14 protein-coding genes are annotated in these 13,431 nt (G+C 42.8%); 11 read left to right on the forward strand and 3 right to left on the reverse strand.

Features of this window, described 5'->3' with window-relative positions; genetic code table 11:
• Window positions 1-170 precede the first annotated feature (170 nt).
• From AC1DOV_RS12655 to AC1DOV_RS12680, 6 genes are all read left to right on the forward strand, one after another.
• Entirely contained in the window at window positions 171-1,628 is a 1,458-nt protein-coding gene (locus AC1DOV_RS12655; protein ID WP_441876840.1) for a circularly permuted type 2 ATP-grasp protein, read from the forward strand.
• Between the two features lie 18 nt (window positions 1,629-1,646).
• Window positions 1,647-2,642, forward strand: coding sequence for an alpha-E domain-containing protein (locus AC1DOV_RS12660; protein ID WP_441876843.1), 996 nt, complete (start codon window positions 1,647-1,649; stop codon window positions 2,640-2,642).
• Window positions 2,639-3,529, forward strand: a complete 891-nt coding sequence (locus AC1DOV_RS12665) for a transglutaminase family protein (protein WP_441876846.1) — start codon at window positions 2,639-2,641, stop codon at window positions 3,527-3,529. The genes AC1DOV_RS12660 and AC1DOV_RS12665 overlap by 4 nt, the downstream gene beginning before the upstream one ends.
• 249 nt (window positions 3,530-3,778) lie before the next feature.
• Window positions 3,779-4,615, forward strand: a complete 837-nt coding sequence (locus AC1DOV_RS12670) for a polysaccharide deacetylase family protein (RefSeq protein ID WP_477550100.1) — start codon at window positions 3,779-3,781, stop codon at window positions 4,613-4,615.
• An 87-nt stretch (window positions 4,616-4,702) separates the two neighbouring features.
• The gene (locus AC1DOV_RS12675) at window positions 4,703-5,404 is read left to right on the forward strand and encodes a YhcN/YlaJ family sporulation lipoprotein (RefSeq protein ID WP_477550101.1); all 702 of its coding nucleotides are present in this window, start codon (window positions 4,703-4,705) and stop codon (window positions 5,402-5,404) included.
• An 83-nt stretch (window positions 5,405-5,487) separates the two neighbouring features.
• The gene (locus AC1DOV_RS12680; RefSeq protein ID WP_477550102.1) at window positions 5,488-6,261 is read left to right on the forward strand and encodes a polysaccharide deacetylase family protein; all 774 of its coding nucleotides are present in this window, start codon (window positions 5,488-5,490) and stop codon (window positions 6,259-6,261) included.
• 58 nt (window positions 6,262-6,319) lie between these two features.
• Here the strand turns inward: AC1DOV_RS12680 and AC1DOV_RS12685 are convergent, their stop codons facing one another.
• Both AC1DOV_RS12685 and AC1DOV_RS12690 read right to left on the reverse strand, forming a co-directional pair.
• The gene (locus tag AC1DOV_RS12685) at window positions 6,320-6,934 is read right to left on the reverse strand and encodes a superoxide dismutase (protein WP_477550103.1); all 615 of its coding nucleotides are present in this window, start codon (window positions 6,932-6,934) and stop codon (window positions 6,320-6,322) included.
• A 127-nt stretch (window positions 6,935-7,061) separates the two neighbouring features.
• A complete protein-coding gene (locus AC1DOV_RS12690; RefSeq protein ID WP_305953881.1) occupies window positions 7,062-7,424 on the reverse strand; it encodes a HesB/IscA family protein in 363 nt (120 codons plus the stop codon).
• A 234-nt stretch (window positions 7,425-7,658) separates the two neighbouring features.
• Between AC1DOV_RS12690 and AC1DOV_RS12695 the strand changes: the two genes are divergently transcribed.
• Complete coding sequence (locus AC1DOV_RS12695; RefSeq protein WP_477550104.1) at window positions 7,659-8,312, forward strand: helix-turn-helix transcriptional regulator; 654 nt, start codon at window positions 7,659-7,661, stop codon at window positions 8,310-8,312.
• A 39-nt stretch (window positions 8,313-8,351) separates the two neighbouring features.
• Here the strand turns inward: AC1DOV_RS12695 and AC1DOV_RS12700 are convergent, their stop codons facing one another.
• Window positions 8,352-9,350 carry an NAD(P)/FAD-dependent oxidoreductase gene (locus tag AC1DOV_RS12700; protein ID WP_477550105.1) on the reverse strand — a complete coding sequence of 333 codons (999 nt, stop codon included), beginning with the start codon at window positions 9,348-9,350 and terminating at the stop codon, window positions 8,352-8,354.
• A 203-nt stretch (window positions 9,351-9,553) separates the two neighbouring features.
• On the opposite strand from AC1DOV_RS12700, the gene AC1DOV_RS12705 reads away from it, so the two are divergent.
• The 4 genes from AC1DOV_RS12705 to bglS all read left to right on the forward strand — a co-directional run bounded on the left by AC1DOV_RS12705 (window position 9,554) and on the right by bglS (window position 13,359).
• Window positions 9,554-10,093 carry an NADPH-dependent FMN reductase gene (locus tag AC1DOV_RS12705; RefSeq protein WP_441908252.1) on the forward strand — a complete coding sequence of 180 codons (540 nt, stop codon included), beginning with the start codon at window positions 9,554-9,556 and terminating at the stop codon, window positions 10,091-10,093.
• A gap of 167 nt (window positions 10,094-10,260) precedes the next feature.
• Window positions 10,261-10,545, forward strand: coding sequence for a hypothetical protein (locus AC1DOV_RS12710; RefSeq protein ID WP_477508977.1), 285 nt, complete (start codon window positions 10,261-10,263; stop codon window positions 10,543-10,545).
• 363 nt (window positions 10,546-10,908) lie between these two features.
• Entirely contained in the window at window positions 10,909-12,084 is a 1,176-nt protein-coding gene (locus AC1DOV_RS12715; protein WP_477550106.1) for a family 16 glycosylhydrolase, read from the forward strand.
• 57 nt (window positions 12,085-12,141) lie between these two features.
• Complete coding sequence (bglS, locus tag AC1DOV_RS12720) at window positions 12,142-13,359, forward strand: beta-glucanase (RefSeq protein ID WP_477550107.1); 1,218 nt, start codon at window positions 12,142-12,144, stop codon at window positions 13,357-13,359.
• Window positions 13,360-13,431: the final 72 nt, after the last annotated feature.

Raw genomic sequence — 13,431 nt, forward strand, 5'->3', positions numbered from 1 at the left:
TGTTATATAAGTTGACACAATATTTAGAATTTAGTATGATTATCCTAACATTCCGATACAAATATGTAATTAATGTTAAGTTTTTTAACGTGAAATCAACAAAATTGATCGATTTTCCCCCTAGCTAGTACCAAACTGGTATAGCGGCCATCATGAAGGAGGCGGTTGTCATGTCGACGGCCAAACAGTCGCAATCGCAATATTACGATGCTCAGACCTTTTACGATGAAATGTTCGATAAGGACTTTTCTGTTCGTGACCACTACGAAAGCGTTCATCGATTATTCGGAAGAATGAATCCAACTGAGCTTGCAGTCCGGCAAAACGCGATTAATCAAAGAATGATGGAGGAGGGCATTACCTTCACGCTGTACAGCGGTGCGCAAAATGAGCCGCTTGAGCGAACGATTCCGTTCGATTATATCCCTCGCGTCATACCGAAGCATGAATGGGATGGCGTTGACCGAGGAGTAAGGCAGCGAATCAAAGCTTTGAATGCATTCCTTCATGATGTATATCACGGACAAAAAATTGTAGCAGACGGTATCATTCCTCGTAGAATGATTGTTTCAAATACTTATTTTCGGCCTGAAATGGCTGGTCTACATGTTCCAGGCGGTGTATATATTACAGCATCGGGCATTGATTTGATTCGTGATGAGAAAGGCCGATATTATGTGCTGGAGGATAATTTGCGTTCTCCATCAGGCTTTTCTTATTTGTTTAAAGGCAGAACGTTAATGAATGAGCTATTTCATGATTTGTATTTATCAAGCTCAGTACAAAGTATTGACCGCAGCTTAAATTGTTTTCTAAGCTCACTTCGCGCGCTTTCTCCAAGCGGCAAACGCGACCCCTTGATCGTGCTGCTCACTCCTGGTGCTTATAATTCAGCTTATTATGAACATACCTTTTTGGCGCAGCAGATGGGCATTCACCTCGTTGAAGGCAGGGACCTCGTATACAAAGACCACAAAATTTATTTGCGTGATTTGCGCGGACTTCGTCAAGTGGATGTTATTTATCGACGCATTGATGATGATTTTCTTGATCCGCTTGCCTTTCAGCCGGATTCCTTCCTTGGTGTACCTGGACTCATGAACGCTTATCGTGCCGGAAATGTAGCAATCGCTAATGCGCCGGGAACAGGCGTGGCAGATGATAAAGCCGTTTACGCGTATGTTCCAGACATGATTCGTTACTATTTGGGAGAAGAGCCTCTTTTGCATAACGTTCCAACGTACATTTTAACGCGCAAGGAGGAACGTGATTATGTGCTGGAACACTTGGATCAGCTCGTCGTGAAGGAGACATCGCTTTCGGGGGGCTATGGCATGTTGATTGGTCCAAGCGCTTCCCTGCCCGAGATTCATGCTTTTGCTGAAGCTATTAAGCGGGAACCTGAGCGATATATCGCCCAGACGACGATGAAGCTCTCGCGAGCGCCGGTTATGGTGGATGGCGGCATGACGCCCCGGCATATTGATTTGCGCGCATTTGCTTTGATGGGTGAAGAGACTCATGTCATTCCGGGCGGTTTAACACGTGTTGCGATGAAGGAAGGTTCACTTGTGGTCAACTCTTCTCAGGGCGGCGGAGTCAAGGATACGTGGGTCCTAAAACGATAATTAACAGGAGGGATTGATATGCTGAACCGGAATGCAGAAGCGTTGTTTTGGATAGGCCGCTACATGGAGCGTGCTGAGAATCATGCTAGATTAATTGATGTTCATTACCACCTGCAGGTTGACGACGACACGCCAAGCCTAAAAGGAAAGCTGGAGGGCGACGAGATGGTGTCTTATTCGAAATGGGCAAGAATTGTAGATGCTCTTGGCAGCCGAGAGGCTTATGAGCAGCAATATAGCAGCTACAATGAACGTGATGTTCTGTTCTACACGACGCTTGATCGTGATAATCCGAACTCTTTGGTTTCCTGCGTCAGTCATGCTCGCGGCAATCTTCGTACATTGCGCGAGAAGTTGCCAAGTGAAATGTGGGATGCAACAAATGCTTTTTATTTGTGGCTGCGGGAGAAGCAGCCTGATGATTTGCTGCGTGAATCTCCACATTTGTTTTTCGGAAGAATCAAGGAATGGACGGCGCTATTTCAAGGGGTCAGCCAATCCGTCATGCCAAGGGAAAATGAATGGCATTTCATTGAATGCGGGCGATACTTGGAGCGCTCTGAGAATACGCTGCGCATCATCAAGGCAGTGGGCAACGCAGCTAGCGGCGAGGATTGGGACAATGCAAGGGCATATCCATATTTGCAGGCCGTACTGCGCTCGGTTAGCGGCTATCAAGCGTTTCGTCGTTATTATGCTGATGGCATCTCTGTGGAGTCGATCGTTGAATTTGTTGTTCTTAATGGTGTGTTTCCGCGGTCTCTTCATTTTGCACTGCATACCCTTGATGAACATATGCGGCATATTGAACTGCAGGATAAACAGCTTCGCACCGCACATGAGAAAGTAATCCGCCAAGTGAGCAAGGTGAAAGCGGATTTGGCGTGTCTTGAGCGAGAGGATATGGTCATTGATCGGAATGGAACGATCGTTGCTCATTTGCTTGATGCTTGTCAGCAGCTTGGGATGGCTTTTGCCAAAACCTTTTTTCGTATGGGGGAGGCAAGCGCATGAAGCTCAGTATTTCACATGTCACGCAGTACGAGTATGCAGAGTCAGTGACGGACAGTGTCAATGAAATTAGACTAACGCCCAGCACCAATGAAAGGCAGTCCTGTTACCAGCAAGCGATTTCGATTGAACCGAATGCCTCTTTGTTCACCTATGAGGACTATTTTGGCAACCGTGTTCATGCGTTCTCGGTTAATGGTCCCCATAAGCGGCTTACCATTCGAACATCTATGACCGTTGTTACGAAGCAGGCGCCAACGTCGGAGGAACGTGAACAATACTTAAGCAAGCGGCCGCCAGAGCAGGCATGGAACTGGTTAAGAACAGATGAAGCTGCCAACCGTTTCACCGAGTTTTTGCTTACGACCGAATATACAGCTGTTACGTCTGAGGTGGAGCAATTTGCTGGTGAAATTTTGAGCGCAAGCTCGAGCAGTCAAGCCAGCGTTCTCGATTGGCTAAGTGCGCTGTCTACAAAGATTAGGAGCGAGTTCATTTATGATCCTGAAGCGACAGATGTAAAGACGAAAACATCGGATATGTTTTTGAGCAAACGCGGCGTATGTCAGGATTTTGCGCATTTAATGATCGCAAGCTGCAGAGCTTTTGGCATTCCAGTCAGATACGTAAGCGGCTATCACTTTGTTGGTGATTTGCAGGGAGGAAGCGCTGATTTCGAGCAAGCTTCGCATGCTTGGGTTGAAGCGTTTGTACCCGGACTAGGCTGGTGCAGCTTTGATCCAACTAACGTTGATCCTGTTGGAGAGCGTTATGTAAAGCTTGGGCACGGGCGGGATTATAAAGATATTGTGCCGGTTAAAGGTGTATATAGAGGCACGGGCGAGCAAATATTGCATGTATCTGTAGATGTAAGAAATGTTGAGGATTAAACGATGGAAAATCAAATGTAGAGGGAACAGTTAACCGCTTATGTAGAATGCGGATACTGTTCCTTTTTTGCGTGCAAAAAAAACCATCCCTGCTTGGGAGAAATGGAAGCCTGTTATTTTAAGGAATGGAAGCTACTTTTACCATGTATGATTGCTGGTGCTTTGCAGACCTTATGACTACGACCCTCCAGAGGATATTGCAAAAATTTGAGAACAGCTGAGTTCATTAGAAAGGAGCAAATCGACAAAATGAATATCATTTTTCGAATGACCTTCATGCTGAGTCTGGCTTTTCTAATACTTATAAGTTCCTCCTCTGTTTCGGCAAAGAGCTCATCTGGTGTGTATAAGGATAAAGTCGCTGTTCTAATGTATCATCATGTTCACGATAAAGATTCAAGCTCTTCGACGATTTCGTCGATGCTCTTTCGGGATCAGCTGATTTATTTAAGGAGCAAGGGCTACCAGTTCATTAGACTGGAGGACTTTCGTCATTTTTTGGCTGGCGGCGCCGTACCGAGCAATGCCGTATTGATCACGTTTGATGACGGATATGAAAGTTTTTACAAAGTGGCTTATCCGATCCTAAAAGAATTATCCATTCCAGCAGTTAATTTTACGATTACAAGCTATTTAGAGAAGCCATCTCAGACGATACCGCATTTGTCTTACGCGCAATTAAAACAAATGATGGCCAAATCAACGAGTATCGATTTTCAATGCCATACCAATCAATTGCATCAGAAGGTTGGGGAGAAAAGCGCATTAACTTATGTAAATAAAAAAGCCAGCGGGAAAAATGCACTGGAGCTTCATAAATCACGCGTCAAGCAGGACACTGCAGCATGCATAAGCCATCTGAAAAAAGCAGGTGTGAAAAATCCAGATTCGATCAGCTATCCTTTTGGCATCTATTCTAAGGCTTTGTTTCCAACGATGCTGGAGGCAGGCGTTATTTATGGCTATACAACAAAACCTGGATTGGCCAAAAAAGGGATTAATAAATTGGAAATACCGCGCATTAATGCAGGCAGTCCCGATATTACGCCTGAGGTGCTTTATAAACGAATAAAAAGGTTATCTTAAATGCCGTTGCTGCTTGAAATATTTTTCCCATGTATGAATGATCACATTTAGCACAACTTATTATCATTAAACAGGAGGTGTTATGTAGTGAAAAAACATTTAAAACCGGTTCTTACTTCAGTTATGGTGCTAGCTATTGGATTTTCGATATCGGCATGCGGTCAAAACCATACGGTGAACCAAAAATCGATGAGAGTTAAAAACGACATGAATCGTATTGAATCAAAAATGGTTCCACACGGCACTAATATGACGGATAGAAGATATAACAATTTGGATAATAGAGCATATGGTGTCGATCCTTTAGTGAATAATAACAATTCATACAGCGCCAATCCTTATAGTGCTAATCGCACCTATGGTATTGACGGTGATGGAATGAATGGAACCAACAGTCTCAATGGCATAAATCGTATGAATGGCACCGATGGAACGGTACATCGCCTCGGAATGGATCATAATAAAAGCGCTGGTCAATTAGCGAATCGTGCTAAGCAAGTTAGCGGTGTGAAAAAAGCAACAGTCGTCATTCATAATAAAGATGCAATCGTAGGCCTAGATGTTGATAACATCGGCAAAAAAGCCATTATTGAGAAACAAGTGCATGCTGCCTTAAAAGGACAATACCCTGAGTACAACATTCATGTGACATCCGATCAAGGTATGCATAAGAAAATACAAACGATGAACACGAGCATGACTAATGGCCATCCATTGAAGACGTTAGCGAATGACGTGACCATCATGATTCGCGATATTGGCAATGCAATAACCGCTCCGCTCCGTTAATAAGACTTGATATCGGCAGCTCCTTAAGGAGCTGCCGAATCCATCTCGTCATACATATCGATAAGCCGCTAGGAGGAAAACCGTTGTCCATTAGTAAGCGTGGCCTGCTATTGCTGCTCATGTTCGTTTTTTTGGTAGGTTTCTCAGCACCAATTAAAAAGGACCGTTTTTTTTATGAGAAGCGGGGGGAAATTGTGTGGGAGGTTCCTACAGAGGATAAGAAAATTGCTTTAACCTTTGACGATGGGCCATATCCGAAAACAACGGAAGTTATTCTCGATTTGTTGCAGAAATACAATGCGAAAGCAACGTTTTTTGTACTGGGCAACAAGGTAAAGCTTTACCCGGAAACAATTAAGCGAGAAATTGCAGAAGGACATGAGGTAGCCAATCATACGTTTAATCATGTTTACTTCTTGAAATCGATAAGCCAAGCGACTATTCGAGAGGAGATTGTAAAAACTGAAAATGCGTTAGAAGCCTTAACGGGGAAAAAGCCGCTTTTATTTCGCCCGCCCGGAGGCTATTATAATGAAAGTTCAATTCAGGTTGCGAAAACATTAGGTTACACAACGATTTTGTGGTCATGGCATCAAGATACAAATGATTGGCGAAGCCCTGGCGTAAACAAAATTGTAAACAAAGTTTTGAATAACGCAAGAAACGGAGACATCGTATTGCTGCATGATTACATTCCTGGTTCTCAGCAGACAGTCAAAGCCTTGGAGACGATACTGTACGAGCTGGATAAACGGGGTTTTCAATTCGTGACCGTAACGGAGTTAATGAAATCAATGACAAGCGTAGAATCAAAAGTTGACGACGGCAGTGACGGAAGCATTTTGGAGTCGCCATAAGCATGACAAAAGCTAGGTTGCCATGCAGCAGCCTAGCTTTTTATAATCCGTTGTCATCTTATTTGATAGCCGCTTCGTATCGTTTCGCTACAACATCCCATAACACGATATTCCAGAATGCTGAAATATAATCAGGGCGTTTGTTCTGGTAGTTCAGATAATAAGCATGCTCCCAAACATCGAGTCCTAAAATGGGAGTCAGATTATCCATAAGCGGACTATCTTGATTAGGCGTGCTCGATACGAACAAATGGCCTTTATGATCTACGCTTAACCACCCCCACCCGCTGCCGAAACGAGTTGTAGCTGCTTTCGTAAACTGCTCCTTAAACGAGTCGAAGCCGCCTAATTCTTTATCGATAGCATCTGCCAAATGACCAGCAGGCAATCCTCCGCCACTCGGTCCAATCGATTCCCAAAATAAAGAGTGGTTGGCGTGTCCGCCTCCATTGTTCTGTACGGCTGTCCGAATATCTAAAGGGACGCTTTTTAAATCTTGAAGCAGCTCATTTAAGCTTTTTTGCTGAAGCTCAGGATAGTTCGCCAAAGCGGCGTTTAAGTTTGTTACATACGTATTATGATGGCGGTCATGATGAATCATCATCGTTTGCTCGTCGATATGCGGTTCCAAAGCATTGTTTGCATAAGGCAGTTCAGGTAATTGATGTGACATGGTTCATTCCTCCATAAGTTGATTTGGTAAGTTATACTTACAGCTTAATTGATATTTCATACTTAGTCAATATAAATGTATAATAAGTGTGTTAAAAAAATGCCTCTTTCCGAATGGGAGGAGAGGGTTATTCATCGCATTTTTCGCGTTTACCTTTGAAGGTCGCCGTACGAAAGCTAGCTCCGCAGCCGCAGGTTGCTTTAGCATTGGGATTATCAATCGTGAAGCCGCCAGTCATGCCTTGCTCCACATAATCAATTTTTAACCCTGCCAAATAAGGCTCGCTCTGAGTGTTCCACACCACGTTGATATGATCCGTTTGCAAGGAGTGGTCATCATTTGTAATGGTATCATCCAATTTGATGTTATAGGATAATCCGCTGCAGCCGCCATCTTCAACGCCTACTCGCAAAAACGTACGATCATTTCCTGAATCGATAACCATCTGATTAATAATGGACTCTGCTTTTTCGCTTATTTCTATCATCATTATGCACCTCGCTTAGAATTGGAAAAAAGGATGGAGTTGAATTATTAAATTTATTATATATAATAGTATATAAAAGATCAAATCTAATTTTGATGATCCATTCCGATAAATGAAGATGAATAGCAGGATGAATTATTGCAGAGTGGAGACATTGATTTTAGAAAATGTTATTATTGCAGTATTCATTTCAGACATGAAATATTTCATATGACAATTATCGGAAGGTGATTAGGAATGACCAACATAGATCAAGGACAGCTTTCTACAAGAGAATATATTCTTCAGCTGCTGAAGACGAAGGGTAATTTAAGTACAAAGGATCTTACGGAAGAGCTGGGAATTACGGTAATGGCCGTTAGACGTCATATTCAATCGCTGGAGAGAGATAACCTTATCTCATCAAAGACCATAAGACAAGCGATGGGCAGACCAACAGCGGTTTATTGTTTAACGGAGCATGCAGACGGATTTTTTCCGCGCAAATATCATACCTTAACGCTTGAATTATTGGATGAGCTTACCGATCAGCTTGGCTCATCGGCGGTAGAGTCGTTATTTGAAGGCCGCAAAAACAAAATGACTAAAAAATACGAATCGAGCATGCAAAGCAAAGAGCTTGAGGATAGAGTGAAGGCACTCGCAGAAATTCAGAACGAGAATGGATATATGGTGGAATGGGAAAAGATCAACAACGAACAATTTATTTTGAAAGAAAATAATTGCCCAATTGAGCAAGTAGCGACCAAATATCAGCATGCCTGCCAATGTGAATTGAAGCTGTTTGAAACGATGCTGGGCGATGTAGAGGTTTCGAGATCCGAGTGTCTTGCCAAAGGCGGACAAAGATGTACCTATTCCATAAAAAAGAGACAAAAACAAGAACAGTGAGGTAGCATTTATATCTCACTGTTCTTGTTTTTTCTGTGGTTAAAGCTTCAGATTACTGCTGTGGCCGGGCGAGAGTTTAGCGGTAGGGTCCAAATAAACCTTAGCGTTATTAATGGCAGTAGGAGCTTCTCCGAAACCAACTGCAATAAGCTTTATTTTGCCGGGATAACTTGTAATGTCTCCAGCTGCAAAGATCCCTTTAACATTCGTTTCCATTCGAGTATCAACGACGATAGAGCCGTTCTCCACTTCTAATCCCCATTCCAAAATGGGACCAAGCGAGGAAACAAAACCAAAATTAACGATGAGCGCGTCGCATGCGAGTTCGCGTGTTTCTCCTGTTTTGCCAAACGTAATCGTTATTTTCTCGATCTGTTTATCCCCATGCAGCTCCGTAATCTCCGCTGGTGTAATGACATTCACTTTCGATTTTAGAAGATTTTCGACACTGTGCTCGTGAGCGCGGAACTTGTCCCGCCGATGAATGAGCGTAACCTCTTCAGCAATCGGTTCAAGCATAAGCGCCCAATCGACCGCGGAATCGCCGCCTCCGTTAATGATCACCCTTTTGCCGCTATACTGATTCAAGTCACTTATAAAATACTGCAAGTTTGTGTTTTCGAAAGGTTTGGCTTCTGGAAGCTCTAATCGACGCGGCTCAAATGCGCCTATGCCGCCGGTAATAATGACAGATTTACTAAAGTGTGTTCCTTTATCAGTGATGATTTCAAAATGATGCTCGTCCTTCTTAATCACCTGCTGAACCTTCTCTTCCAGGCAAACCTGCACAGGGAAATGATTCATTTGTTCTTGTAAATTATGAATTAGCTGCTGGGCTGTCACCTTAGGGAATCCAGCAACATCATATATATATTTCTCAGGGTATAGAGCAGCCAACTGCCCGCCGAGCTGAGGCATACTGTCCAAAATTTTCACGCTTGCATGCCGCATCCCAGCATAAAACGCAGCGAACATCCCTGTTGGACCGCCGCCAATAATCGTTATATCTGTAAATAGATCTGGTTGTTCATTGCTCACGAAAGGTTCTCTCCCTTTATATTTATATATAGTATATTAAAATATATAATAAATGTATCTTATCTGTTAGATCATGTCAACGCTGTGGATATGGTCATTGACAAAGAACAAATGACCTCAATATAATATACATTATAGTTTAATAAGTGTCTAATCAAAAACGGAATAAAAATCAATATAACATTTGCGGGAGCGTGAAAAGGATGAAATTGTTGGGCATTTCAGGCACTATTTTGGGATCAAAAACAGCTGCGGCTGTAGATGCGAGCTTAGACGTTGTCCGGAACAAATATCCGGATATTGAAGTGGATTTTCTGGATATGCGGCATTACAAAAACGTGCAATTTTGCGACGGAAGCAATATATCCGACTACAATGAAGATACACAAAAGGTAATTGAGATGATAACAGCTGCTGATTTTTATATTATCGGCACACCGATTTTTCAGTCGTCGATTACCGGCGTATTAAAAAATCTATTTGATCTCGTTCCCGTTCCCAAAATATCGAACAAAGTAATGGGATTTATCGCTACTGGAGGAACCAGTCATCATTACCTCGTAGTTGAAAATCAGCTGAAACCGATAGCTGGTTATTTTAGAGCTTATGTAGCACCGGGGCATGTTTATATTCATGATGAACATTTTGATGAGCAGCAGCAAATTGCAAATGAGGACATCATTGCGCGTATCGAGAAATTAGCTGATGAAGTAGTATTTATGCAGACTAGGCTAAAAGGTTAAGCAAAGAATAGCTCGTTGTTATAAACGAATAAATCATAATCTTCATAATCAATGATCTTTAGAAAAACTTCCGATATATGGTAAAATGGAAAAGAGATCTGATTCTGATCTTCGCTTGATTGGAGCGGTTCTCCTTTTTTTCATAACAGATCGGGAGGTTATCATAGATGAAAAAAATATGTTTAATTGCGGGATCAACATTCCTTCTATCTGGAACTCTACTATTTGGTATTGTATATCTAGCCATTGCTAATTTTGCTGGAAAAATGACGGGATGGAGTGATCCGCCCGGTAAATTCGCAATAGCTATGGATGAGACGATGATGACAGCACCTCATGTTATCAGCATTTTGTTCATGATTATAGGAATAATATTTTATGCTGTTGCTATTTATATGGCTTTACCTGTTAAGAAGGCAGAGGATAGCAGCAATGAAATAAGTGTGCAGTGAATGCTTTTGTTCTCTTAGCAAAAGTCTATATGCATATTAAACCGTCGAGCTCAGCGCTCGAACGGTTTTTTTTATGCCTAAAAACTACGCTTCATCTGGTCGTATGCCAAATAACAGTTGGATAGTGCCATTTTATAATCGTTAAAGAGGAGAAAAGCATATTTTTTATTTGTAAAATTTAACCGTAAAGAACTTATTATTGCAAAATGCTTGCTGTGGGAATGACACGAATGTAAAGAATGTTTTTCATCTACTTAACGAAGTAAAACTAAGCTTTTACGTTGGGAGGTGGGGCCTCAGGTAACGGCAATTAGGATGGGTTAAAAATGGAGAAAAGCACAATTTACTATGGGAGGCTCATTTGTGAAACAAAATCTTAAATCCACGCTGCTAACATTCATAATCGCTGTTATGCTCTGCGCAATGCCGGTTGCTGCTATGGCAGAGGAAGCTGAAGCACCAGAAGCTTTAGGTAAAACATTTATAGATTTGCTGGACCAGAAGGATTCGGATCGCTGGTACGCTTCTAATGGATGGTCCAATGGCGGAACCTTTCTGAGCGGCTGGAGAGATGATCATGTCATCTTTGAAGACGGGAAACTGAAATTGTTGATTGACGACAAGCCGTGTGCACAGGATAAAGCGCAATGCTCCGATAAACCGTATGCTTCAGGGGAATATTCTACAACACAGCGTTACGGATACGGTAAGTTTGAGGTTCGAATGAAAGCGGTTAAAGGCGATGGAGTCGTAACCGGGTTTTTCACCTATGGCGCTGATTCAGACGGTAAGGCTGACGAGATTGATATTGAGATTTTAGGTAAAAACACGACGCAGTTCGAAACGAATTATTTTACAAAAGGTGTTGGCATGCATTCGACGATCATTCCTCTAGGGTTTGATGCAGCGGATGATTTCCATGATTACGCCTTTGAATGGGCGCCGGATTCAATCAAGTGGTATGTAGACGGCAAGCTCGTTCATACGGAAACCGGCTCACGAGGAGAGCTCCCTTCAGCACCTGGCTATATGATTGCGAACATGTGGCCGGCTACCAAAACCAATGGCTGGGCGAACGAGTATGTGTATCCAGGTAAAACCCAGATTGCTGAGGTGGATCGAATCGCTTATACGCTGCCAAAGCAGCAGCCTGAAACTAATGTAGATCCTTCAACACCTGTAAAACAAGGGAAATCAGTAGATCTGCTAGTTGAAGATGCACGAGAACTAAAAGTATTCAAAATCGGACAAACAGAAATGGCACCGCTTCGTTTTGTTATGGAAAGTTTACATGCAACGGTGAAATGGAATACAGCTAAACAAGAAATCATCGTCAATGACAAATTGTCCAAATCCGAAATGATCTTTAAGGTGAATTCGAACGTTGCTTTTATTAATGGGATAAAAACAATGATGAAAAATCCAGTCGTCCTGAATAATGGCCATGCTTACGTACCGCTGCTTGTTTTAACGGATGCGATTGGTGCTGACGTCATTCGGAAGGATGGAAAAGTAAGCATTAGCAGAGGAAACGAGTAAATTGAAAGCCTGTTTACCACTTTTTTTCGCAATACCAATCTGAGAAAGAGGTGTGTAATGATGAACAAGGCAAGCAATAGCAAAAAAAGAATGATGGTATGGCTCTTATCCTGTATGCTGCTTCTCTCTTTAATGATGCCGACTGTTACTTCTGCTGCTGATATTGCGTTTGATGAACCGTTGAATGGGATTAACAATAATTTGTTCTACACATCGGATGGCTGGGGCAACGGAGTGGACTTTGGCGTTGGCTGGCGGGCAGCGAATCAAGAGTTTAGTAATGGAATTATGGCGCTTCGTTTGGACAATACGGGTTGCCCTACCAATTGCGCAGGCAAAAATTATGCTTCCGGCGAATATGCAACGAATGTGAAATATGGATACGGTCGTGTTGAAGCGCGGATTAAAGCGGCTAAGGGTACAGGGCTTGTGACAGCACTCTTTACGTATTCGGGTCAAGCGACAAACACGTCAAACGATGAAATTGACATTGAAATATTAGGCAAGGATACGACCAAGCTGGAAGCGAACTACTTCACAAACGGTGTAGGACAGCATAGCACGATTATCGATCTTGGATTCGACTCTTCCTTGGACTTCCATAACTATGCCTTCGAATGGTCTCCTACGTATATTAAGTGGTTTGTTGATGGTAATTTGGTGCATACGGAGAACGGCTCGCGAGGCGCGCTTCCTACAAGTCCAGGTCATATTATGGCCAATTTATGGTCAGGCGCAGGACCTGCTGAAGTCTGGACCGGGCCGTTCGTCTATCCAGGCACGCCGATTCAGGCGTATTACGATTGGATTAAATTTACGCCAGCAAGCGAGCTTCCTCCGGGAGAAGCAGAAGGAACGGGGCTTACTGCCAATTACTTCAACAACATGGATTTCACCTCGTTAAAAGCGACTAGAACCGATGCAAACGTGAACTTCGATTGGGGTTTAGGGGCTCCTATGACCAGTATGGAAGCAGATACCTTCTCCATAAGATGGACGGGCAAAGTGAAGCCTCAATATACAGGAACCTATACTTTTTATACGAGTAGCGATGATGGGGTTCGGCTATGGGTGAATAATCAGCTCATCATTAATAAGTGGGTGGATCAAGCAACGACCGAATGGTCTGGAACGATTCAATTAACAGCGGGGCAGAAGTATGATATTAAGCTTGAATATTACGACAATACGGAAGACGCCATCGCTAAGTTGTCTTGGTCGAGTCCGCTTCAAGCGAAACAAATCATCCCGCAAAATAGATTGTATTTGAATTAATGGCAGTATGATCCTCCGTGACGAAATCTGTTGCGGAGGATCATTTTCAAAAGGGAGTAATGACAAAAGGAG

It is taken from the genome of Paenibacillus sp. 01T47 (assembly GCF_056398245.1).